Genomic DNA, 22,492 nt, shown 5'->3' with positions numbered 1-22,492 from the left:
TCGGGGAGCGCGCCGGCCATGATGTCGTTCCACCAGGCTTGCAGCGGGCTCGGGTCGGGCCAGCGCACCGGTGAAGTGTCCATTTCCTGGGGTTGACTGAGACGGGGGTCGAGATCGTGATACATGAGCTACTACCTCGAATGCGTTGAATTCCTGCAGGATTCAGCGGCACGTTCGAGGAGCGTCAACGCGAACCGGGCACCGACACGACCACGCGGGCGGGCGCGGCGGACAGAGCTTGGTCCAGCGTGGTGTGAACGGATAGCCACTCGGCCAGCCCCGCGACCGTGACGACGCGGTCGACGACGTTGGGGAACGGGTTGAACACGCTGACCTGTACCCCGCGGGTCAGACCCTGCTGGGCGCGGTCGGCCAGGTCCAGGATCGGTCGGCATCCGATGAACTGGGTCGAGCTCAGGTCGACGACGAGGTGGCCGCTGCCGACGGCTTCGGTGATGGCGATATCGAGTATGCGGCGCCATCGAGGCTGGGTGTAAGCGTCGGCTTCGCCGTAGACGTGCAGTATCGCGACGTCGGCGCGCAAGTCTAGGTCGGCGTGTAGTCGTTCGCAGAGGTCTACGGGTTCACCGGCGACGGGAGGAAACAGGTCACCGCGGGGATGGGGAGGCTTCATGGAGAGCCCTCGGCATCTTCGAAGCATCAGCACGCTTCGGTATTGCACAGCCGATCCTGGCAGTTCAACACCAGCCGATAACCCATCTCACCACGGCACCGCGGTTTCCGCCACCTCCGTGACACAGTCGGTGCCATCGCCGAGCACTGACCCGTTCGACAACGACCATGTGCCGAACACCAGCAGGGACGGCGAGGTCGCGATCTCGATTCCCCGTGGCGGCCTCGCAGATCCGGGCCCGGGAGTCGATTTTGCCGACCCATGGACCACCCGAATCGGCGAGCCGGTCGCCGACCGCGCTGGTGGTGTACCCATGCTTTCGGTTGTGCCCTGAGACGGCCTGTCAGGCCCGCTCGGCAGTTGATGGATGCGGTGTCTGCTGGGCGGTGCGGAGTTGTTCGCGCAGCCGTGCGACGGTGTCTTCGAGTTCGAGGATGCGAGCCACCGCGGCCAGGTTGACACCCTCGCCGGTGAGGGCGCTGATGCGAGCCAGGCGGGTGAGGTCGGCGCCGCTGTAGCGACGAGTGCCTCCGGCACTGCGAACGGGCGTGAGCAGGCCGTGTTGCTCATACAGGCGCAAGGTCTGAACGCCGATCCCGGCCAGCTCCGCGGCCACCGAGATCGCATACACCCCCCGCCCGGCCGCCGGCTGGGGCTCGTGTTGTGGATCCAACTGTTCCTCACCTCGCATTCTGTGGCTGCATCCAGATTATCTGATAGCAGCCACTTGCGCTCTCCTTGTTCGAGTGCTAAATAATATCTATGTCAGATGACACAAGTTATCTGGCCGAGGATCTACCGAGATGGGAGAATTTGGAGGTGGCGACCATGCTGATGCGTTCCGATCCGATCCGGGATCTGGATCGTCTGACCCAGCAGATGTTCGGAACACCGGCCCGGCCGGCGGCGATGCCGATGGATGCCTGGCGCGATGGTGACGAGTTCTTCGTCGAACTCGACCTTCCGGGCATCGACGCGAAGTCGCTGGATTTGGATGTCGAGCGCAACGTGGTGACCGTGCGCGCGTCGCGACCGGAGCTGGACTCGAGTAGGTCGATGATCGCGGCCGAGCGCACCCGTGGTGTGTTCAGTCGGCAGCTGTTTTTGGGTGAGAACCTCGACACCGATGCCATCCGCGCCGACTACCGCGACGGGGTGCTGCGGCTGGTCATCCCGGTGGCAGAGAAGGCCAAGCCCCGCAAGATCGACATCGCCCGCCACGACGAACAACGCCAAGCCATCAACGCCTGAGTGCGGCGGGAGGTCGACGATGCCTGCCTCGATCACCGACACCACGCCCGGTCGCTGGTGCGACGACGCCGAGCTGGTGGCGCTGGATCCCGACTACGCCGACCTGATCGCCGAGATCGAGGCCGTCTTCGCCGGGATCACCCCACCACCACGACCGCCTGCCCGCCCCGACGGTGACAAGCCCGACCGGTACCGGGCACAACGGCGAACGCGGGCTTACCCGCTGCCCACCCGGCCGATGGCGCTGTGGTGGGCACCGACTCAGCGCAGCCCTCCGTGGCGACCGCGCGGCTGCGCTACCCCTGTTCCGATCACAGGTTCCGAAGCGAGGTGATGCGTAATCGACAGATTCCTGACATCGACTCTTCCAATGAGCTGAACAACAAGTTTTTCCTTCGGTCCCGGTGGCCGGGCAGCTGCCCGGCCACCGATTCCATCCCATACCAGCCTGTTTCGAGGAGGACCGCCATGACCGTGTTACCGACCGCATCCGAGGCCGACCGCGTCGAGCAGGACACCTTCGCCGACGACGCCGACCGCGACCTGGGCCCGGACTTCGACGCCGTGCAGCCAGATACACCCGGCCCGGCCGGACTCGGCTCCGCTGACCCAGCCGACCGTTTCGAGCAAGCATGGAGCACCCCCTATGCCGACGATGACGACCCCGCACTGCTGGCCTACTGACCCGCTCACCACCGACTCCACCCCCGACCCGGTCCATCGTGGTGACCCGGCCCCGACATGGATACCGGGGCGGGTCGACTGGTTCGACACACAGAAGGGTTTCGGGTTCCTGCACCCCGACGACGCCGGCCAGCCGGTGTTCTGCGACTACACCGCCATCGAAACCCCCGGCTACAAAACCCTGTACCCCGGCCAGCGGGTCGTGTTCACCACCACCGACACCGGCCGTGGCCCCGAAGCCATCCGGGTACTGACCTACGACCAGACCACCCCCGCCGCAGAAGCAGCCGGCCGACCGCGGTCGCGGATCCGATGCCGCCGCCACGCCGCCTGAACCAAACCCCGGCCATGTCCTGCCAGGAGCACCTCATGTCTCATCACACCGCCACCACCGTGGACTCCGTTGACACTGTCGCTGTTCGCTGGCCCGAGCCCAGCCCCCTCGATGCCTGGTGGACCGAAATCATGGATGGTGTCCCACCGCGGACCCGCAAGACCCCCGGTGAAGACCCGCACCACGTGGCCACACCGTCCTCGTGCCGGAGGCGGGCATGAGCACCGCACTTGCCGTCATCGTGGGCGTGACCGGGCTGTCGTGCGCCGTGGCCACAGCGGCCTGGAGCGCAGTCGCGCTGAGCTACTGGTGGGAACTGCGCCACCGCCGTAGTCCGGCCCACCAGCCCGCACCAGTCATTCCCGCCGCTACGTCCCTGCGGCCATCACAGCGAACAGCCTGACCCCTGCTCCAACGAGAGCTCGCTGGCCCTTCGCAAACGACCGCCTGTGGACGCTCGGCGCGGCGCCCCGGCCCTGACCGGGCTGGCCTAATCGCGCTGGTAAACGCGTTATCCACGCGGTTTTGGCTCTTCGCACCGGTCCATCTTCACGCTCTCGAAATGGGGTAGTAGGCCACTGTCTCGGGTCGGATGTGAACCGATGCCTTCCCACGGGAAGGGTGTCTCAATCCCGAAGTCCGAAACTGCCGCCTATCCAACATCGGCGACCGGTTCCGGTTTATTCGCCTGCTCGACGGTGAACTCTTCTCTCATGACCAACTCACGTAATCGGGTTCCGAGTACGCCGAGCATGGATCTGACCAGCACCACCCTCGTGTTGGTCACCTGTGTGTTCTTTCTGCTGGGTCTGACCGCCTTGACCGGGTCGCTGACCGTTGCCTTCGCCGGTGCCCTCAGCCTGGGTGTGGCGATGACGATGTCCTCCAAAATGCTGGGTCTCGACGGCCTTTAAGTCACCTCCCCCGTTGAGCTTTACGAACGCCAGGAGCTGATCTCCCATGCCCATCACCGCCACCGCCCTCCCTACCTATGAAAACGCCGAACCCCTGTTTGTGCACCTGGCGTTGACCGACCCGCACAGCCCCGAACACGACGCCTTGCGCGATCAGATCATCGAGATCTGCCTGCCGCTCGCCGAGAACATCGCCCGCAAGTACGCCGGCCGCGGCGAAGCGTTCGACGATCTGGTCCAGACCGCGCGCCTGGGCGTGGTCATGGCGGTCGACCGCTACGACGTGAGCACCGGATCACCGTTTCTGGGTTTCGCGGTCCCTACCGTCATGGGTGAAGTACGCAGGCACTTCCGCGACCACATCTGGCCGTTGCATGTGCCGCGTCGCGAGAAAGAGCTGCAGGGCAAAGTCAGGGTGATGACCGACGAGTTGACCCGTCGACTCCACCGCTCCCCTACCGCTCAAGAACTCGCGACCGAACTCGATGTTGCGGTCACCGATATCGCCCGCACTCTGGTGGCGGCCAACGCGTTTCAGACGCGCAGCCTCGACACCCCCGCGCGGGAGACCGACGGCGATGCGAGCATGACTATCGCCGAGACCTTCGGCGACGAAGATCCCCGCTTCCAACTGGCCGAAGACACAATCACCGTCGCACCCTTGTTGGCACAGTTGTCGACCGACGATCAGCAGCTGCTGATCTGGCGGTTCTACGACACCCTCACCCAGGGCGAGATCGCCCAACGCCTCGGTATCTCCCAGATGGGCGTGTCACGCAAACTCACCAGACTGCTCGGTGATCTGCGTGCCCAGACCACCGACGATCAACCAGTGCTCGCGGCTTGAACCGCAGCCCTGCCGGGTGAGAATTGCCTCGTCACGGGCGCCGGACCGCAGGGCCATCCGTTGAGGTCTGGCCGTCGAAGTCCTAGGTGAAGGACCAGTTTCCGTAGCGCTCACAATCCGCGACGGCCCTTCGGAAGAAGGCAAGGCTCGGGCGCTGGTCGGGGGCGGTCAGCGCCCGAGCATGCCGTCGGTGATCGCCGTGGATAGGAGTTGTTGTGATCGGGCGCATGGTGGATCGACTTCGCTAGGAAAGCCGATGGGGGTGACTCTTTTCTGCTCGTGCTCCTGACGTCCGTCCGCGAGCACCACCACGATGACCCGTTAGCCTGTCGGCATGTATCGGGGGATCTCGACGCCTTGACTATCGCTCGTGAGCCGGTTTGTCATCTGGTCGACGCGGGCGAACAGTATCTCAACGATCCGCAGTTCCGGCTGCAGCTGGGTCTGCTGGCCGCCCAAATCGCCTTGGCGGAACGGCTTCCCGGGGGGTTCCGGACGAGCAGCCTGTCCCACGCCCGGCTGTTTCTGCAGGCGAGTGGGACCGGCCCACGATCACGAGTTTCCTCGAGGGACTGCCCGGCATCGGCGTGCAGACGTTTCGGATCCTCGTCGATGAGGGTGGCAGATCGACGCCGTAGACCCGGCGCCCTCGTAGTCATCAAATCTGAAACGAAGCCCGCAGGTGCGGCGCCGACTGCTCGGCGAACTGGGGGTCATCAGTCCGAGGACCATCCCGCGGCTGCGGGCTTACCTTCGCGACGCAAGCCGCGCGCTCGCCGACCGCAACCGGCCAGCGCGACCTCGAAGCCGTGATAGGCGCAGCTGGCAGGGGCACGACCTGGCGGCTCAGAACCAACTATCAGCAAGCAGATTCAGGGAGCGCTGCCGCACTGCGGGGTCGTAGGCGTAGGTGACGGTGATGAGTTCGTCCGCGCCGGTGCGCTCGACGAACTCTTCCAGCTCCCGAACGACCGTCTGCGGCGCGCCGACTGCCTTGATACGCAGCATCGCGTGATCACGACCGCCCTGGGCAGCAAGCTGGTCGGGGTCGACGGGCGGCTGGAGCTTGCGTCGACGGCCGCTCTGGACATCGAGGAACATCTGCTCCAGTGTCGTGAACTCTCGCTCGGCCTCCTCGTTCGTCGGTGCCACCATGACGTTGATACCCGCCATCAGGTACGGCTCGGCGATCTGCGCGGTGGGGGCGGAACTGGAAAACGTGTCCCGGTAGACTTCGGCGGCCTCGTCCAGCTGATCGGGCGCAAAGTGCGAGGCGAGGGCGAACGGCAAGCCGAGCTGGCCGGCGATGGAGGCTCCGTTGACCGTGGACCCCAGGACCCAGATGGGGACCTCGGTTCCTGCGGACACAGCTGAGACGATCGGGGCGGTCCGGGCTGTTCCGTCTGCGCTGAACCAGCCCTGCAGATCGAAGATGTTCTCCGCGAAAGCCTGCGGTTCGCCGGATGACCGGCTCAGGGCGCGAGCGGTCATCATGTCGGTACCCGGGGCACGGCCGAGACCCAGATCGATTCGATCGCCGTACATATTGGCGAGAGTCCCGTACTGCTCGGCAACCATCAGCGGTGCATGGTTGGGCAGCATCACACCGCCGGATCCCACGCGGATCCGTTCGGTCACCGAGGCAGCCGCAGCGATCAGCAACGACGTGGCGCTGGCGGCGAGGCCGGCAGTATTGTGATGCTCGGCGAACCAGAGCCGGTGGTAGCCGAGCCGGTCTGCTTCCCGAGCGGCCTCCATCGAAGCGGTGATCCCGTCGCGGGCCGTTGAGCCTTCGGGGATGGCGACCAGATCAAGAATGCTCAGTGGCACGGACAATGTCGCGGCTTCCTCACGTTGACGGTTGACGACGTAGATATTGTCCGTGTCAACCATTCGAACCTGGGTGTCTATTCCTCGATCGCTTCGAACCGAGGTCCCAGCCGGTCCTAACGTTGTTCATACAAGCCTGAAGGGCGCCTGTTGCACGATGAGGTCACAGTGTGGCCTGCTCGACGTTGGGTTCTGGCCGCCGGTAAGGAGGATTATCGGTGGTCAGGCCGCCGGTCGGCGCGCAGCGTATGGATCGATTTGCCGATCTCTCTGTCCGCCCCCTACCCGCGTAACGCCGAAGGCCCCGAGCTCGCCGGGTGCTTGTTAGGTGCCTTCCGTCCCACCATCCGACTCCGCACCCTCGACGGCTTCCATCTGGCGGCCATTCTCGGTGCTCCCAATCAGTCACCAACCCAACGAGAGGGCGGGGTCTCCGGCGTCGGCCTCTTCTGGAGGTCGCGCGTGGTGACGGTGGGAAGCGCCCCACAGAAACCCCACACTTTGACCGGAATCAACGCGAATCCATGGGAATCGTTGAGAACAGTCTTCTCGCGAAAGCAGCTGGTGCTGAGCACTATTGGGCACTGATGCGTAGGTTCTGGACAACTGGAACCCGCGCCAGGGGTCAGAAGTACCAGGGCGAGTCGGCCGCCTTGATCGCGACGGCGGCGATACTTGGCACGGCCGCAGCTGAGTATCGGACAGTAGGTCGATCAAGCCGAAGATCCCGGTGTTCCCGCGCCGACCCGCTGCAGTGAGACGGACCGACGGTCCGCCCTATAGGCGGGGGCAGCGCTTCAGGAGCTGCAGATCATGTATCGCGGTTTCCTCGACTACGGCGTGCTGTGAGACCGGCGCAGCAGGCTGAGCAAACTTTCGGCAGCACTCAGACGCTGGCCGGTCCGGATCTACTGAACCTGACTGCGCGTTCCAGACTGCGCGGTTCGCCTCGACTGGACCAGCCGGTCGAAGCGAAACCTTCCCCGTGCACCCACACGCCGCCGCCACATCGCGGGGCACGCTCGACCTTAGTCGAGTCAGCAGCTCGATCATGCGAGCTGCGCCCGCCCCGACGGGGCGCACGCAGCGTCGGTTTCAGACCGACAAGCCCTGGGTCTGAGGGGCGGAAAGGTGATCCGCTGAACTCGCCGACAGGCTGCGCGAGACAGGCTACTCGCGGGTTCTCGTCAGGCCGCGAAGTTCAAAAACGTGGGGTTTCTGTGGGAATTGGCCAAAAAACGTCAAATCTCCGAAAATGCGAAACCCCCTCCGACCCAGGTCAGAGGGGGTTTTCACTGTCGGGCTGACAGGATTTGAACCTGCGACCACTTGACCCCCAGTTCAGCCGGTGGGCGAAAACTCCTGGTCAGAAGCATCTTTCACTGGTGCACCGATCGGCGCTGACATGGGGGTTGTTCGGCATCGTTCGTAGCGTGTGGTCCCGTTCTGGTCCCGCTGCAGCCCCGTCGACTACGTGGCGAATTACGTGCAATGACGCAGTCGTCCAGGTCAAGCGTTGTTGCCGAACTCGGTGTACTTAGTCGCGACGCCACGCGCCAATTCGACCCGGTAGCGCGAAGCGTTCTTCTGCATCTTTCTTTCGACGGCTCCGACGAGGTCGATATCTAGTACATCCGCCAACCGCAGCAGATAGATGAACACATCAGCGACCTCGTCCTCCACGCGGCCGCGTAGCGTCGGATCCGTTCCGACTGCCGCGCTCTCCTCTGGTGTGAGCCACTGGAACAGTTCGGACAGCTCACCCGCTTCACCCATAAGGGCCATGACCAGGTTCTTTGGAGTATGGAAACGCTCCCACTCCCGCTCCGCGGCGAAGTCCGCGACCATGCGCTGCAGCCTGTCGATTGACATGGCTACGTTCTAGCAGTTCGACTGATCAGTTCCCCACTGGGAGTGAGCTTGCCGCCGGCACTGCCAACCGAAGCGACGTCCATGACGCTGGAAGGAGCCATGGTGAGAGCAGCCTCGAACTGCGTCGGCCGGAGCTCTTCGTCAGCCGGGATGTAGTCCCGGTAGTGGGCGAGCCGACCGCCGCTTGCGATGTAGCCCCCGTCGTCTGAGGGGGTGAGCTGGATTCCTGAAACGACCACCAAGTCGATCGGTTGGGCGGAATCATTTGCGCGCGCATGATCAACTTCATTGGTCGTCAGAAAGACGGACGACCCAGCACCAGTCGTGCCTTTTACCTCGACACGCTTCTCGGCTCCGTCACGGGTGAACCTCACGTCGTAAGGCTTCCCCACGCGAACGGCGTCGGTCCAGCCCTCCACCGTCTCCAGGTAGTGGATCGCCATATCTTCGGCGTACAGCTCGACGGCCTTCCGCTTTCGCGGATCATTGATATAGCCCTGCCCTCCGCCACCGCGTTGCGGGACTGAAGGTATCGAGTCTGGTCCCAGCGGGACCGAGGACAGTTCGCTACCTTCCCAGCCACCGCGCTCGAGGAGACGGACAAACTCATCATCGGTCAACTCCAGATGCCGGGGCTTGGCGTGCGCAACGCTGACCGCTTGGAGCAGATCCTCAGGCAACTCTGCCGCCCTGATCTGCACGACCTCGGCGTAGGACGAGATCGCGAACCGGTGGGTGTAGCGCACCTCGCCGGCGTCCACCTCGTCCGGCCACAACGGTTTCAACCCCTCCGTGACGACACCCGAGTCGCGACGTGCGATGTTCAACGTTACGAAGGCGCGTTCCCTCCACAGGTCGGCCAGCGCCCTCGGACCATGCGGTAATCCATTCACCTCAGAGCAGATCACAAGCCACTCGAAGTCTGCACCGATGCTCTTGCCATGCCGCTCTGGTAAACCCCAAACCTGTTCGTGGAGACCCCACGCAACGTTCGACGTGAGCTTCTTCGGCACGAAGGTGACAACCACTCTGACAGACATACAGCACAGCCTATTCCAAGTTCCTTACGACGCGCTGGCCCCAAAGAAGCTGCGACCCAATTCATTTGCCGAGCCAGGAGTGACTCCTAGCTCCGCACGACAGCCGACCTTGATCTCCCCAGTTCAGCTGGTAGTCGAAAACCCAAGACCGACAGAATCGTTCGGTGGTGCACCGATCGGCGCCAATGCGAGGGTTGGAGGCATCGTTCGTAGCGTATGGCCCGTTCGGGTCCGCCAGAAGCCGAAGCTGAGCGCCCTCGGCCTCCTATTGACCAAGAGCGTACCTTGCTGCCCTCTCCGAGCATGACCATTCCGCTACGGATGCCTGGCGATGCAGCAAGCCTTTCCAACGGACCCGCCTCGCCCTGATTCTAGATGGGCATACAGACGATGCGGCCTCGACACAGAAAAGCCGCGTCACGTCTGTTTCCGCAGTCAGTCCTCGAATTCCTCCTCATCTTCGAGTGTCGTCTCGTCGTCCATGCTTGACACTTCTTCGCCATTAATATTCGAGGCGGATATCTTTGGTCTCGCATCGATAATCGAATATCTAATCTGCTTACCGGAAGAATTCGCCACCTCTCTCGCAATGCGGGGAAGTTCCGCGATTCTCTCGTCGCCGGACTTTGAGGTTCTGTACTGGATCGCGAGATACCACCCGGCAATACAGTCATCCGAGACTAGGTAGCTGGGAAGCTGATCCTTGACTCCATTCCAAAATTTGCCGTTGTGCACCTTCTTAACTTCAATAAGCATGCGAAATTTAGAGCCTGATGATATCTTGAAATCCACGGGCCCCCTTCCCAGTTCAACTTCACGATCGAGCTCAACATCAAAAAGCCGAAGATAGGATTGCGCCATACCCAGAAAAAGTAGTTGAGCCGCCTCTTCGCGCTTTTCTTTATCGTTCTCTTTCCAGAGGAGCGACCAGCCGCGCTGCTCTTCGATAAAGTGCCCAAATCGATCAATCACTGTCGAAATGAGGCCGATGAGCTCCTCCTGGCTGGTGGGAGGAGAGACGCCTTCGATGGGATGATCGGCCGCGAACTCTACTGGTTCGCGATCCCATGTAATAACGCCGAGCGGATCGGAAGAGAAGTCGTAGCCGGTCAGATCGGAACGGTCAGCCTGCCCGCGAACCCACTCCCGAACCCGCTCCGGATGCTCTCGCGCAAACCTCACAATATCAGCCTTGGCTGCACGCTTCCCTACGGCTAGGTTCAGCTGAAGCCGCAAATCTGAATTCAGGTCGGAATCGAACCAATCGCCAGCATTCAGAATGGGCAATGGATTGAGCAGCCTATCCGGCACGAGGATAATCGGACGGCCCGTGATCGGATTAGTGGGCAATTCGACCTCTTCGGTAATCCATCGAGCCTGCTCCAGGGAAACTCTAGCGTTTCTCAAGCGGTGTTTCCCCATATCGATCTCGTGCCTTCGGCATACGTCTTGAGTGTATTTCACAAACCGACATTTCAGCACATTACAGACGGCATCAGATATCCGGTCGGCGCCGATCCTCTCGACGAATATTCCCACTTCTTCGATATGTTCCGGACTGGTCAAGCCAGCGGCAATTGCGATTGCAATACCATCTGCGAGCGTGTTCGCCACCGCAGAGTTTGATCCTGAACCGGAAGTGCTAGATGCGGTGTACCCGAGCCCAAACTCTGCTGGCTCAGGAAAGGTAAGCAATCGACGCGCTGCGGCACTTTGCAGCGAAGTGGAAGATGTCGATCGGGCGATCAGTCTGTAGCACTCCTCGAAGTGTTGCAACAACTCCTCATGGCCCGCCGCCCACTCATGCCCTCCTTCAAGAACCAGCAGAGGGTCCACAAAGAGAGCCGTGTCAATAGTCAGATGGGGATCGAACCAATCGTCGTCCTGCGTGCGTGTAATACCAAAGTGCTCCGAAAACCTCACAACCCCACCCCTTTTTAGCCGAGTTCCGACCGTCGCCGACTGCGAAGGACGTCCCGTTACTCATCCATCATAGATCTTGACATCTGGCCGGAGACTGCTGACATGCTGCAGTACGTCTTGGTTGTTCCGTCGCTCCGGGGCTGTCGGCTTCCCGCGGCGGTCCCGCAATTCTCCGGGCATGGAGGTTGGGTCGGTTGCTGGCCGCTCACAGGCCGCCTGACTCGCCGGGAAACCACATCACCTCGGCAGCAAGGTACTCAGATACGACCATGCGGACTCGGGCACTATCGTCGTCGACATCTACAACGTAGCGGTAGCTTCCGCCTTGTACGACAACCCATCCATTGACCAGATCGGTTCCCTGAATGATCCGTCCAGATAGCCTAGTTCCGACCTCAGGTAGCAAAGTTTGACTGACGCATTCAAACTCCGCGCGCCGCGAGTTCGTTAACGACTCAATCGCAGTGAAGAAGGCGAAATCAGGCTTTCCCTTCCTCCAAATTCCATGCTCGATCAGCAAGTGACCGCGTGAGTTCTTCACGAAAACATTCTCTATTCGCCGTCTTTCCGGAGACCAGAGCGGAGGGCCAGTCTCAGGCAGGGTATGCACTCTCGCCGAAGCAATGCGCGCTTGCAAATCCGGACTTCTTTCGAGAACTTTTCGGACCTGTTCGTCAACCTGGTCGACGAGTTCTACTGAGCCCACAAGTACGCATCCAAGGAAAACAAACAGGTACTGTTCGTCGCTTGAGAATCCTAGGTTGCACTTTTCGCAAGTAGATAGAGTTGGCAACTCGGAGGGGTAAGGTTTTCGTAGAAGCACCTTCGAAGGAACATGATCAACAGTTTTCGGAATGTCTTGAAATGACCTTTCGCAATGTGGACAACTATCTGGCGGCAATGTGCGAGTTCGTTTGTCTATGAACTCTGGGACGTAGCGCATGAGGCGTAACCATACCAACCGATCGGAGGATTTCCTGCGTTTCAACCATAAGGGCCAGAATGACAGGATTCGAGTTTGCCACCTCGCCGTCCAAGGTTGCCTTCTTGGAGCGCATTCTAGCGACATGAGAAGTGGTCGAATATCTGACCTTCAGCACAGAATTCAAATCAATCGATTCGGGCTATTGAATCCCGGAAAGACCACCGCTCCGGAGGCAAGGCACTGCACCGACGAGCACCTGACCCGGACCGAGCCGGTGACCGTTCGGGCAGTAGCGGGGAGCCGGTTCCGTCCAGCGCCCGTTGCGCAGGTAGAGCCGGATCGATTCGCACATATGTTCGTTTATCCATCGATCTGTCAGCAGTTTCGATCCGGCCTCGGCCACGCCCGCAGGTCGCTACGAAACTCGATGGAACCGTTTTCCGTTCGGCAACGTCTAACCAGGCATGACAGAGACACAGCACGTAGAAGTTCTGCCAGCGCCGCAGTACGAACCGGCGCTGGGATCGGAACCGACCGGCGATACCGCGGCGATCTGGGCACGGTATCTAGCCACTCCGGCCGCGGTCGACCACGCCGAGGATCAGTAGCCGGCGGATTGGCGACCTGCCGCCCGCGTAGAGGAGGCGACGCCAGGCGGGCGGCAGGCTTCGGGCAATCGAACGTCTGCTCATGCCGATGTGCGTGCAATAGCCGACGGTAAGCAAATCGTTGCCAGCGACTAGGGGCCGCATCCGCTATGCCGAGCCCGAGGGGCGTTGTTCTGGTGATGCGATCAGGACAGCCTTCAGGACTGCTTCGTCTGCACCAGCAAATCGCAGAGCAAGTGCTGCCAGGAGCCGATCCCTTGTCGGACTGTCTAGCGGCATCTCACGGGTGATTTCGACCGCACCCTTGGACTGCTCGTCGGCACGAAGCTTGTCGAAGAAGTCAACCAAGAGCTGACGGCTCTCGTTAGACATCTTGAAGAAGAGGGCGGCTACTGCCTCGATGACCACCCCGCAGAGGCCCTGGACCACTGCAACGCCGACCTGGTCCCTGCCCCCCAAGCCCACTGTCACTGCCGCGACGATGATGAAGACGAAACCAGCCGTCGCGGCACCGAGAGAGAAGTAGAAGCTGATCTGGGACTGCGAAAGGCTTCGGGCGTGATACTCGTTGACCAGCGCAATTGTCTCGATCCCGACCCGACGCTCTTTCACGGCTTGCACGGCGGCCTCAGCAGCAGCGGCCGCCAACTCCAGTCGCAGTTCCTGACTGACCTCGACAGATTTTGTGCCCACGGACTGGGCCGACCACGAGTTATCGCCGAGCGCTTCCTGGAAGATCTGGACGAAGTCCACGCTCGGCTCTTCTTCCTGCAGCCTTTCACGCTCCGCAGACATGGATTGGCGAATGTCATGGACCAGCGAGGAAAACCTCTCCCCGGTTGCGTACGCCGCCACGACGGCAACCACTACTGTGAAGCCGGCCCCGAGGACCGCCACGATCGAGTCCATCGTCATAGGAGGATTTGAGCACAGCCATACGGGAATCGCCCCCTTTTCGCAACCTCCATCCAGATCACGTCGTAGAACCGGTCGCCGACGAGCGCGGGTGTGTGTCTTCGTACCGGCCGACAATAGGCCAGGTCAGACCTCCCAGCCTGCTTAAAGTTCCCGAAGCGAAATGCTCGATACTGCTACTTATCACCCGTTCTCGGTGACCACCACTGGCCCTATTCTGGGTTGGGGTGCGCATACCGGGGCTGGCTCACCGCCTGCCCGATACGGCCTGCCGTTCACGCGCAGAGGCTCACAGGTCAAGGGTGGACCTGTCCATCAGCGAAGCTGACGCGAATGCGCCCTTGAGGTGTGAGGGGCGCGGGATCACAATGCAGGCAAACCCAGAACAGGGCCACGCGGCCACCGGTCGCGATACCACCGCCTCACCGCGGCTTCCTTTGCTCGGCAACTCGCCCCCTACCTGACGACTGATGCTCGGAACCGCGCAAACGGTGACTCCGCAATCCCCTGACCTGTGTATTCGGTGCCAGTCGTCCAGGCGGTGAGGCACCGATTTCCGTTCGGCAATTCGCCGGGCAGGTGTGCCGGGCCTGGGGTCGACGTCGTTGGCGACCCGCTACCGGCTTCGTTGACGGCGGACCGGGAACCAGGGGCCGAAGCCCCCGGCCCGAGTGCTATCCCCAGCTTTCGAGCATGTCGCGGAACTCGGGGTCGGTGACCTTGTAGGTGAACCAGCAGCGGTTGCAGTAGTCGCCGTAGTCGGTGGCGATCTGGTCGGCAGGCTCGAGGCAGTTTTCGCACTGGTGGAGGCGGACGCCGTAGTTGATGCTGAGCATTTGAGGAGATCCTTTCCGGGGAGCGGGTCTAACTGAGGGCGTCTCGATCACGGCTGTGGTGGGTGTCCAGGGTTGCAAAGCAATCACGTAGTGACGCCGTAGGCGCTCTGGACACCCACCACAGTCGTGATAGCCCTCGAGTCAGTTAGACCTGCTCCCCGGAAAGGACCGGACAAGGGCGGTAGCTGCGGCGTCTGCCGACACCAGTGCGAAAACTGCCGGACCCGACCAGATCGACACTGTCGGCGACTACTGCAACCGCTGCTGGTTCACCGGTCGCGACCAGATGGGCGGGGACATGCTCGAACGCTGGGGATAGCACTCGTCCTGTGCCCGCTTGGACCAGGACCACAGCCAGTCGACCCGGCAAGTAGCCGGCCTATTCGTCGACGACTGCGGGAGGTCGATCGGGTACGGCTCCCGTCGCGCCCACACTTCACGGTTGTTCAAGAAGCGAGCTCGTAGAGGAACAGCCGCCTTCGGTATGCGCGTGCTCGTCGCCGACGTGCCGACGCGCCGGGCGGTGAGGTACGAGCAAGCCCGCTGCGCGTCGAAGCGCGGCGGCGGCGCGCATGCGCCGCCGCAGGCGCTCTTGACTCTATATAGCCGAATTCAGCAACCACTCCGTCGAAGTGACGGGCGTTGGACTCTTGGGATGCCGTGAACCCGGCCAGATCGGTTGCCGTTCTTGGCAATCCACCTCGGCCCGCTCGAGTAGGGTGGGTGCACCTCCAGCTCAGGGGCGGTGCGGCAGTTGGTCCAAGCCGTATCGCGCCGGGAAAGGAGGTGGTGGGAGATGGCGAAACATCGCCGGAGCAAAACAAAGGCCCCGGTCGACTACGGCACAGTCCTTGCAGGGGCTGCCGTGATCGCCGGGGCGCTCATGTTGGTCCGCCGAGTCTGGCTGGCTAGCTAACCCACCAGGGTAGGATGTCGTTCCCGCGGCGTCCTACCCGCTCAGCATCACTCACGTGATGGCTTCGATGGTAGTTGACACTACACAGTCTGGGAACTGTCAGAGTGTCTAGCCGACTGGCAAAGTTACCTCACAGCAATCATAATTTGTCGTATCCAAAGCGTAGGATGGTCAACGTGAACGAGGAAATGGCGAAACTTCTAGCGCCACTTACTGATTCGCGTCGCGCCCATTCGATCGCGGTCGGTCGCCGCATGGAGAGTGTTGCGGAGCTATTGCCGGAGCACCTGCGTGTCGACGCAGTGACTGCGGCATATCTCCACGATGTCGGCTACGCCGTGCCCGGTTTGGGATTCCACCCGATCGACGGCGCACGACTGCTGCGATCGCTGGGGTATTCAGCGGTGGTCTGCCACCTTGTCGCCTTCCACACGGCCAGCGTCGTGGAGGCCGATGTGCGTGACATCGACCCGGGGGTCTTCGAGGAATTCGAAGTCGAAGGCGTAGCTGGACTGGCGCTCGCTGACGACTTCTTGTGGTGGGCAGATCTGTCTACCGGACCAGCCGGTCAGGCGTTCACGGTCGACGAGCGTATCGACGAGATCCTGTCCAGATACGAGGCAGGAAGCATTGTCCACACGGCGATCAGCCGCTCCGCGCCACTGCTCCGGGCTGCTGTTCAGCGCGCGGCAGGATCGATGTAGGGCTCACTCTGGGTAAGTGCCCAATCGAGGCGTTTCCGCTGGCTGGGGTCCATCTTGAGCGACGGAATGCGGTCGATCGGCACCCATTCGACAAGCGTGCTTTCGCTGCTCGGAGTGGGGGCTCCGCCCACAGCGTCTGCCCGGTAGATGACGGTGAATTCCTGCCGGACCTCGTCGTTGCTGGTGTAGTGAATGACGTGATCGGGGTCGGTGAAGATTCCGACAATGCCGGTCAACTCGACGGCGACGCCGGTCTCTTCGTCGGTCTCGCGAACAGCGGTCCGGCTGAGGGATTCACCGGGATCGTGAGCGCCTCCGGGCATTGACCAGTTGCCGTTGTCAGATCGGCGGATCAGGAGCACCGTGTCGTCCTGGCGGACGAATGCGCCGGCACTTGGTCGGACGCTGTTAGCTGCGGGTGCGTTCGGGTCCTGGTGGTAGTCGATTCGTCGTCCCATCGCCTCACACTAGCTTGGACTTTCCCAATTCCCAGACCGCTTCGAACGAGTCCATGTAGTAGGTGAATAGGCGACCACCTCGGACCTTCTGGAAGTGCTGAACAGGTGACTTCGCTGCGTAGGCGCCGTAGCTGTGGGTGTTGACCAGCATCGAATCGCCGAAGCGATAAATGCTGTTGTACAGGGGTGTTTGGTGGATGCGGATTTGCACGTTCGGCGACGTCATCGTTTCCTCGAGGTACTCGAAGGTTGACTTGCAACGCTGGGGAAGCGACCGCAGGCCCTCCTCCTTGGCCCGCTTCTTGACCTCCCAGCATTCCGGATCGCCCAGCAGGATGCGGATTTCGACGCCCTCGGCGGCCTTTTTCTTCACGACGTTCACGAAGTCGAGCGACTCCACCAAGAATCCACCGGCGTAGACGAGCACGTCGATGCGGCCGGTTGCTTGACGCATGAGGGAACGCCACACCTCGTGTGGAACCTCGGGACGAGTTGGCCAGATCTGGACCAGTTCTGACAGCGAGGCGTTCGCAGATCGACTGCCCGCCAACAGTTCTGGCCAAAGATACGTCTCGTCCCTGTCGAGTTCCTTGGCGACTTTCAATCGCATGCTTGGATGCGGGCAGCGCCCCTGCGTGATCCAGCGTTCGACCGTCTTGGTCGAAATCTCCAGCTTGTCGGCCAGTCCGTTTTTGGTGAGGTTCGCGGCGTCCATCGCTCCGCGGAGTCGTTCGTTCGGCATGCGTCCATCGTATCGCGAAGTGTCCCTGAATGTCCCTTATCTTGGGTTTTTGTGTCCCCATATGTCGCGGGATTCTTGTGACACGGGGCACAGAGACCAACCGAATCGACACCCACCGAAGCCCCCAACAACCGAGGAGAAAAGATCATGGCTTTCAAGCGCGGCACCCGCTTTCCTGTCTCGCACGCCGAGGCGTTCCCGATGGGCCTGATCCTGCAGGGCCAGATCGAGCCGCTAATCAAGTACAACCCGGACCGCAACGCGGTGCCTGAGCAGCGACGCGACTACGACCCCAAGACCAACGAGGGCACTCAGCTGCTGATGTGGCGGGCCACGGTCACCGATCCGGATGAGACCAAGTCCAAGCGTGCCAGCTTCGACCTGATCTTCCTGGCCGAGCACGCGCCGGTTCCCTCGACGCCGGAGGTTCTGCCGGGGATGCGGCAGATCGTGCTGGAGGGCCTGATGGCCGAGCCGAAGGTGATGGGCCAGGGCGAGTTCAAGTACCTGGGCTACCAGTTCTATGCCGGTGGCATCGAGGGCGATAACTCCGGTGCCCGCAACCGCTCCGTCGCCGACAAGGCCGCGTGATCGACATGGCAACCATGACGTTCTTCGTCCAATCACCCGACGGATTCACGGTCGAATACGACGCGCCTAAGCGTCACGGCGACTACAAGATCGGTGCGTACGTGCGGATCAAGCTTCAGTCCGAACGTGGCCGCAACTGCCTGGCGCTGAGCATCGATGAGGTACGGCTCTTGGCCGAACAGCTCCCCGCGCTGGTCATGGCTCACGATGCCGCCGAGCACGTTCGGATCGAACAGGCCGCCGCTGAGAAGTCCGCGGCTGAGTCCAAGGCGGCGTGACCGTGAGTACGGCGGATCAGCAGCCCAAGAGTGTTCGGTGGGCTCGCTGGTCCGCCGTCCTCATCGTCCTTGTCATCGGTGGGGCCGCGTTCGTTCTCTCGTTCGCGGCTCTGCGTGACCTCGCGATCAGGGCCCACACTCCCAACGAACTCGCCTGGCTGTTCCCGGTGATCGTCGACGGCACCATCATTCAAGCCACTATCGCGGTCCTGGCCCTGGCCGACAGCCCCGAACGAACCTTCTTCACCCGCGTGCTCATTGCCGGGGCCACGGTCTCGATCGGCGGCAACATCGCTCACGCGCTCGTATCGGGTCACGGCGCTCTGGCCGCCATCCTCGCGGTGATCGCTCCCGCCGCGTTGCTGCTCGACACTCACGGGCTGGCGGTGCTGCTGCGCTCCCGCAACACCCCAAAGCCCGAACCCGCTAGCCCAACTGTCGAAGCCGAAACGGTCGAAACCTTTGCCCCCGAATCGGTTCCGGCTCCGATGCCGACGAGTTCACCGATTTCCCCGGCGCCGGTCCGGCCGACCACACCGCCGCCGGTGCGGGTGGTTCAACCTTTCCAGCCCCCGCGTCCCGTTCCGGTCGCGGTTCCTTCAGGAGGTAATTGACATGCAATATCCGTTGCCGCATTCGGTTCTGATCCCGTTGGGCGAAAAGGCCGCCCTGCGTGAGGTCGACGCGATCGACGCAAAGTTTGTCCACCGGTTCGACACGGTGGAGGTGAAGCTGGGTGCTTCCTGCCTGCTGCTCACGTTCGCTGATGCCGCTGACCTGGTGGACAAGCTCGCTGAGGCGCTGGATGCTCGCACCTCGTCCTTGCGGGTGGTGGCGTGATGGTCACGACCATTGTCGCGCTGTCGACGGTCATCGCGGCAGGTGTGTTGCTGTGGTGGCGTCACCTCGACGGCGTCATCCACCCCGGCCAGCAGGTCGACCCCCTCGACGGAGTGCCGGCCGAATTGCGCACCGCCGCGCTGATCCTCACCGATGCCCGCCACCTGTCGCTGATGTGGCCGGTGCTGGGCCTCGGGTCCGAGGGGAACTGGCCGAACGTGTTGTCGGCCGAACTGATCGAGTCCGGAGCCGCGATCGACGTGCAAATGGTCGGCGGGCAAAAACTCTCGGACTGGACCAACGACGAAACCACCGACGCACTCGCGCAGTACCTCGGCGTTCCGAAAGTTCTTGTCTCCCAAACCTCGCCGGGCTTCCTGCGGGTGGAACTGCGGACCTTCGACACCCTCGCCGCCTCGGTCACCGCGCCCGGTGTCGCCTCGATCGGGGTCGATCTGGAAGCCGTTCCGGTAGGGATTCGCGAGGACGGCCGGACCTGGCTGTTGCGTGTGCTCTACGCCCATATCCTGCTCGCCGGGGCGATGGGCTCGGGCAAAGGTTCGGTGCTGTGGTCGCTGATCAACGGCATCGGCCCCGCGATCAAGGCCGGGTTCGTGGATGTGTGGATGGCAGACCCGAAGGGCGGCATGGAATTCGGCCGCGGGGAACGGCTGTGGATCAGGTTCGAAACGACCGCGGACGGCATCTTGGCGATGCTCACCGAAGCCGTGTCGGTGATGGACGAACGCGCTGCCCGACTGCGCGCCGCTGGTGTCCGCAAACATGTTCCGACTGTCGATGAGCCGCTGATCCTGATCATCATTGACGAGGCCGCCGCGCTCTCGTCCTACGCGACTCGTGAGCAGCAGGAACAGTTCCGCCAGCTCACCGGCCTGTTGCTGTCGAAAGGCCGCGCGGTCGGGGTATCGGTGATCGCGGCATTGCAGGACCCGTCGAAAGAGACCATGCCGAACAGGCAACTGTTTCCGGTCCGAGTGGGTCTGCGTCTGGACGAGCCGACCCAGACCGCGATGGTCCACGGCCAAGGCGCGAAAGACCGCGGGGCGTTGTGCCACGAGATCCCCGACACCACACCCGGTGTCGGCTACGTCGGCGAAGACGGCACCACCGAGTTCGTTCGGGTCCGCGCCTTCTGGATCTCCGACGACCAGGCCGACGCCATCGTGGACGCCTACGCCCCGATCCCGATGACCCCTCCGACGACCGTGGATGACGATTTCGACCCGACCACCTTCGACCCGGACCACATACCCGGCGAAGACGATGAGCAGGGGTGGGCGGCATGAAACGCGGCCTGATCACCGAATCCCATGTCGTCATCTACTGCGATACCTGCGGGGATGTCCTCACCGATGCCGATGGCGAGTCGATCTGCTTCGACTCCACCAACCAGGCCGTGTCGTTCCTCGGCGTGAAGCTCGGCGGCTGGGCTTACGACGGCGACCGGATCACCTGCGACGCCTGCGCGGCCACCGCTGAATGCGAAGCGAACGGGCACCGCTGGCCGCCGACCTGGCAACAGGCGATCTGGCCCGCCTCCACAGCCGAAGCCGCCTGCAACACCTGCGGCATCACCAAATCCGAACTCACCCAGGAGAACTGACCATGGCACGCAAGAACACCACCGCCCGCACCGACAACGGCCTCGCTGACGTGATCGACTTCGCCGCCCGGAGCCGGTGCCGCTCCGAAGCTCGTGGCCTGGACCCGATCGCCGTGGCCGTGACCATGCTCGCCGAAACCGGCACCCCGCCGGCATGGGACGACTACAGCTCCGATGGTTGGGATGACGCGGCATGAACAGCTCATCTCGTCCCCGCCTGCTCGACCTGTACTGCAAGGCCGGTGGCGCGTCCATGGGCTACCACCGTGCGGGCTTCGACGTGACCGGCGTGGACATCGAGCCGCAACCGCGCTACCCGTTCACCTTCGTTCAGGGTGACGCTCTGGAATTCCTGACCGCTCACGGCCACGAGTTCGACGCCATCGCCGCGTCTCCGCCCTGCCACGATCACACCCCACTGTCCTCGCGTGCCGGGGTCAACGGTTCGGGATGGCTGCTCGGGGCGACCCTGGATCTGCTTGCCGCGCAGCCGGTGCCGTGGGTGGTGGAGAACGTCATGGGTGCGGATATGCGCGCTGACGCGGTGCTGTGTGGGTCGATGTTCGGGCTACGGACCTACCGGCACCGCAAATTCGCCATCGATACCCGGATCCCGTGGTTGCCCGCAGTGCCATGGCATCCGGCCCACACCGCCCGGACCTCGACCAAAAAGCGTCGCCGCGACTTCGACGCCGGCATGAACATCTCCATCACCGGCGACGTGGGCTCCTGGCTGGGTCCGGCGTGCATGGGCATCGACTGGATGACCGGTTCCGAACTGGCCCAAGCCATCCCACCCGCGTACACCCATCACCTGGGCCTGCACCTGCTCGACCACCTCGACAACACCACCGGTCTGGAGGCGGCATGAACACCGGCGACACACCCAAAAGCACTCGCAGACAGCCGAACCCGGTAGTGCAAGCCGCTGCCGCCAAGACCCGCAAACGTCGCAAGAGGATCGTCACCTTGCCGACCGATCCCACGCCGGGACAACTCCCGCTGTTTCCCGTGTCCGATCTCGATCCGGAGGCCCACCGATGAACAAGACCACCACCACGACGACGAACGACACCGACTTCGCCGACGCGATCATGGACATGCTTGGCAACCTCCTGGTCGCCATCGTCGTCGCCGCCGTCCAACTGGTGTGGTTGGCGGTGCTGTTCCCGATGCTCTCGGTCCCCGCCGGCCTTTCTATCGCGGCTGGATGGTTCTACGGCTGGCCGTTCGGGGTCGGCTTGGCCGGTGTGGCTGTCGCGGGGATGGTGCTGTGGCGAGTTTTGAGCCCGCAGACCTTCGAGCGCTGGCTCACCGGTCGCATCCGGTCCCGTTGGCTGACCTGGTTCCGCTACCGCCGCCGCTGGGCCGCGGTCATGGATGCCTGCCTGCTGATCAAGAAGGACGGCGACCGGGTGAGCGTCCCGCGGCTGATGGGAGTGCGGATCGGGGAATCGTTGGACACGGTCCGGGTGAAGATGCTGCCCGGGCACGCCCCCAGCGACTGGGAGAACCGCGCGGAGCACTTGGCCCACGCGTTCGGCACCCGGCACGCCCGAGTCGCGATCGTCGGCGCCAGCCTCGTCGAGGTCACCTTCCGCCGTTCGGATTCGCTCGCTGAACCGATCGTCGTCGACTTCGAATCGATGGCCGGTTTCAAGACGCTGCCGCTTCGCAAAGCCGCATGAGCATCACCATTGATCACCTAGCTGAGGGAGGCCGCACC

30 protein-coding genes are annotated in these 22,492 nt (G+C 62.7%); 19 read left to right on the top strand and 11 right to left on the bottom strand.

Going from position 1 to position 22,492, the window contains the following annotated elements:
• Nucleotides 1–184: 184 nt before the first annotated feature.
• Both QX204_RS09800 and QX204_RS09795 read right to left on the bottom strand, forming a co-directional pair.
• Complete coding sequence (locus QX204_RS09800) at nt 185–634, bottom strand: STAS domain-containing protein (RefSeq protein WP_301906285.1); 450 nt, start codon at nt 632–634, stop codon at nt 185–187.
• Between the two features lie 343 nt (nt 635–977).
• Nucleotides 978–1,307 (bottom strand): MerR family transcriptional regulator, encoded by a 330-nt coding sequence (locus QX204_RS09795; RefSeq protein WP_301906284.1) that lies wholly within the window; start codon nt 1,305–1,307, stop codon nt 978–980.
• A 155-nt stretch (nt 1,308–1,462) separates the two neighbouring features.
• Between QX204_RS09795 and QX204_RS09790 the strand changes: the two genes are divergently transcribed.
• The 7 genes from QX204_RS09790 (at nt 1,463) to QX204_RS09760 (ending at nt 4,664) form a co-directional block, all read left to right on the top strand.
• The gene (locus QX204_RS09790; protein WP_301907959.1) at nt 1,463–1,885 is read left to right on the top strand and encodes an Hsp20/alpha crystallin family protein; all 423 of its coding nucleotides are present in this window, start codon (nt 1,463–1,465) and stop codon (nt 1,883–1,885) included.
• A gap of 19 nt (nt 1,886–1,904) precedes the next feature.
• Nucleotides 1,905–2,219 (top strand): hypothetical protein, encoded by a 315-nt coding sequence (locus QX204_RS09785; RefSeq protein WP_301906283.1) that lies wholly within the window; start codon nt 1,905–1,907, stop codon nt 2,217–2,219.
• A gap of 134 nt (nt 2,220–2,353) precedes the next feature.
• The gene (locus tag QX204_RS09780; RefSeq protein ID WP_301906282.1) at nt 2,354–2,569 is read left to right on the top strand and encodes an Rv3202a family protein; all 216 of its coding nucleotides are present in this window, start codon (nt 2,354–2,356) and stop codon (nt 2,567–2,569) included.
• Complete coding sequence (locus QX204_RS09775) at nt 2,532–2,903, top strand: cold-shock protein (protein WP_301906280.1); 372 nt, start codon at nt 2,532–2,534, stop codon at nt 2,901–2,903. The genes QX204_RS09780 and QX204_RS09775 overlap by 38 nt, the downstream gene beginning before the upstream one ends.
• Before the next feature lie 217 nt (nt 2,904–3,120).
• Nucleotides 3,121–3,306 carry a hypothetical protein gene (locus QX204_RS09770; RefSeq protein ID WP_301906279.1) on the top strand — a complete coding sequence of 62 codons (186 nt, stop codon included), beginning with the start codon at nt 3,121–3,123 and terminating at the stop codon, nt 3,304–3,306.
• 310 nt (nt 3,307–3,616) lie between these two features.
• Nucleotides 3,617–3,817, top strand: coding sequence for a hypothetical protein (locus QX204_RS09765; protein ID WP_301906277.1), 201 nt, complete (start codon nt 3,617–3,619; stop codon nt 3,815–3,817).
• A gap of 46 nt (nt 3,818–3,863) precedes the next feature.
• Nucleotides 3,864–4,664, top strand: coding sequence for a SigB/SigF/SigG family RNA polymerase sigma factor (locus QX204_RS09760; protein ID WP_301906276.1), 801 nt, complete (start codon nt 3,864–3,866; stop codon nt 4,662–4,664).
• Nucleotides 4,665–5,510: 846 nt separating this feature from the next.
• Here QX204_RS09760 and QX204_RS09755 read toward each other — a convergent pair.
• The 5 genes from QX204_RS09755 to QX204_RS09735 form a co-directional block, all read right to left on the bottom strand.
• A complete protein-coding gene (locus QX204_RS09755) occupies nt 5,511–6,557 on the bottom strand; it encodes an LLM class flavin-dependent oxidoreductase (protein WP_301906275.1) in 1,047 nt (348 codons plus the stop codon).
• Between the two features lie 1,446 nt (nt 6,558–8,003).
• Complete coding sequence (locus tag QX204_RS09750; RefSeq protein ID WP_301906274.1) at nt 8,004–8,366, bottom strand: nucleotide pyrophosphohydrolase; 363 nt, start codon at nt 8,364–8,366, stop codon at nt 8,004–8,006.
• 2 nt (nt 8,367–8,368) lie between these two features.
• The gene (locus QX204_RS09745; protein WP_301906273.1) at nt 8,369–9,406 is read right to left on the bottom strand and encodes a protein NO VEIN domain-containing protein; all 1,038 of its coding nucleotides are present in this window, start codon (nt 9,404–9,406) and stop codon (nt 8,369–8,371) included.
• Nucleotides 9,407–9,841: 435 nt separating this feature from the next.
• Nucleotides 9,842–11,329 (bottom strand): DUF8370 family protein, encoded by a 1,488-nt coding sequence (locus QX204_RS09740; protein WP_301906272.1) that lies wholly within the window; start codon nt 11,327–11,329, stop codon nt 9,842–9,844.
• 205 nt (nt 11,330–11,534) lie between these two features.
• Nucleotides 11,535–11,870 (bottom strand): hypothetical protein, encoded by a 336-nt coding sequence (locus tag QX204_RS09735; RefSeq protein WP_301906271.1) that lies wholly within the window; start codon nt 11,868–11,870, stop codon nt 11,535–11,537.
• 848 nt (nt 11,871–12,718) lie between these two features.
• On the opposite strand from QX204_RS09735, the gene QX204_RS09730 reads away from it, so the two are divergent.
• Nucleotides 12,719–12,862 (top strand): hypothetical protein, encoded by a 144-nt coding sequence (locus QX204_RS09730; protein WP_301906270.1) that lies wholly within the window; start codon nt 12,719–12,721, stop codon nt 12,860–12,862.
• 147 nt (nt 12,863–13,009) lie between these two features.
• Here the strand turns inward: QX204_RS09730 and QX204_RS09725 are convergent, their stop codons facing one another.
• Nucleotides 13,010–13,777, bottom strand: a complete 768-nt coding sequence (locus QX204_RS09725) for a TRADD-N-associated membrane domain-containing protein (protein WP_301906269.1) — start codon at nt 13,775–13,777, stop codon at nt 13,010–13,012.
• 674 nt (nt 13,778–14,451) lie between these two features.
• The gene (locus QX204_RS09720; RefSeq protein ID WP_301906268.1) at nt 14,452–14,613 is read right to left on the bottom strand and encodes a hypothetical protein; all 162 of its coding nucleotides are present in this window, start codon (nt 14,611–14,613) and stop codon (nt 14,452–14,454) included.
• Between the two features lie 1,170 nt (nt 14,614–15,783).
• Between QX204_RS09720 and QX204_RS09715 the strand changes: the two genes are divergently transcribed.
• The gene (locus QX204_RS09715) at nt 15,784–16,233 is read left to right on the top strand and encodes an HD domain-containing protein (protein ID WP_301906267.1); all 450 of its coding nucleotides are present in this window, start codon (nt 15,784–15,786) and stop codon (nt 16,231–16,233) included.
• On the opposite strand, the gene QX204_RS09710 is transcribed toward QX204_RS09715, so the two are convergent.
• Entirely contained in the window at nt 16,209–16,691 is a 483-nt protein-coding gene (locus QX204_RS09710; protein WP_301906266.1) for an NUDIX hydrolase, read from the bottom strand. The genes QX204_RS09715 and QX204_RS09710 overlap by 25 nt on opposite strands.
• A 4-nt stretch (nt 16,692–16,695) precedes the next feature.
• Nucleotides 16,696–17,433, bottom strand: coding sequence for an XRE family transcriptional regulator (locus QX204_RS09705; protein ID WP_301906265.1), 738 nt, complete (start codon nt 17,431–17,433; stop codon nt 16,696–16,698).
• Between the two features lie 147 nt (nt 17,434–17,580).
• On the opposite strand from QX204_RS09705, the gene QX204_RS09700 reads away from it, so the two are divergent.
• Genes QX204_RS09700 through QX204_RS09655 form a run of 10 tightly spaced genes read left to right on the top strand, consistent with a single transcriptional unit; the run spans nt 17,581 to nt 22,454 of the window.
• Entirely contained in the window at nt 17,581–18,024 is a 444-nt protein-coding gene (locus QX204_RS09700; protein WP_301906264.1) for a hypothetical protein, read from the top strand.
• 5 nt (nt 18,025–18,029) lie between these two features.
• A complete protein-coding gene (locus QX204_RS09695) occupies nt 18,030–18,302 on the top strand; it encodes a hypothetical protein (protein ID WP_301906262.1) in 273 nt (90 codons plus the stop codon).
• A gap of 2 nt (nt 18,303–18,304) precedes the next feature.
• Nucleotides 18,305–18,916 (top strand): DUF2637 domain-containing protein, encoded by a 612-nt coding sequence (locus QX204_RS09690; RefSeq protein ID WP_301906261.1) that lies wholly within the window; start codon nt 18,305–18,307, stop codon nt 18,914–18,916.
• Nucleotide 18,917: 1 nt separating this feature from the next.
• Nucleotides 18,918–19,142, top strand: coding sequence for a hypothetical protein (locus QX204_RS09685; protein ID WP_301906260.1), 225 nt, complete (start codon nt 18,918–18,920; stop codon nt 19,140–19,142).
• The gene (locus tag QX204_RS09680; protein ID WP_301906259.1) at nt 19,142–20,449 is read left to right on the top strand and encodes an FtsK/SpoIIIE domain-containing protein; all 1,308 of its coding nucleotides are present in this window, start codon (nt 19,142–19,144) and stop codon (nt 20,447–20,449) included. Before QX204_RS09685 ends, QX204_RS09680 begins: the two co-directional genes overlap by 1 nt.
• Nucleotides 20,446–20,766, top strand: a complete 321-nt coding sequence (locus QX204_RS09675; protein WP_301906258.1) for a hypothetical protein — start codon at nt 20,446–20,448, stop codon at nt 20,764–20,766. The genes QX204_RS09680 and QX204_RS09675 overlap by 4 nt, the downstream gene beginning before the upstream one ends.
• 2 nt (nt 20,767–20,768) lie before the next feature.
• Nucleotides 20,769–20,963: a hypothetical protein gene (locus QX204_RS09670; protein WP_301906257.1), complete on the top strand. Its 195-nt coding sequence runs from the start codon at nt 20,769–20,771 to the stop codon at nt 20,961–20,963.
• Complete coding sequence (locus QX204_RS09665; protein WP_301906256.1) at nt 20,960–21,637, top strand: DNA cytosine methyltransferase; 678 nt, start codon at nt 20,960–20,962, stop codon at nt 21,635–21,637. Before QX204_RS09670 ends, QX204_RS09665 begins: the two co-directional genes overlap by 4 nt.
• Entirely contained in the window at nt 21,634–21,810 is a 177-nt protein-coding gene (locus QX204_RS09660; RefSeq protein WP_301906255.1) for a hypothetical protein, read from the top strand. Before QX204_RS09665 ends, QX204_RS09660 begins: the two co-directional genes overlap by 4 nt.
• Nucleotides 21,807–22,454 (top strand): hypothetical protein, encoded by a 648-nt coding sequence (locus tag QX204_RS09655; protein WP_301906254.1) that lies wholly within the window; start codon nt 21,807–21,809, stop codon nt 22,452–22,454. The genes QX204_RS09660 and QX204_RS09655 overlap by 4 nt, the downstream gene beginning before the upstream one ends.
• The last annotated feature ends 38 nt before the right edge of the window (nt 22,455–22,492 follow it).

Origin of the sequence: Nocardia sp. PE-7, from assembly GCF_030486425.1 — a bacterium.
GTDB lineage: Bacteria > Actinomycetota > Actinomycetes > Mycobacteriales > Mycobacteriaceae > Nocardia > Nocardia salmonicida_A.
Note: the sequence above shows the minus strand (reverse complement) of the source record. Positions and strands in the feature narration are given on the sequence as shown.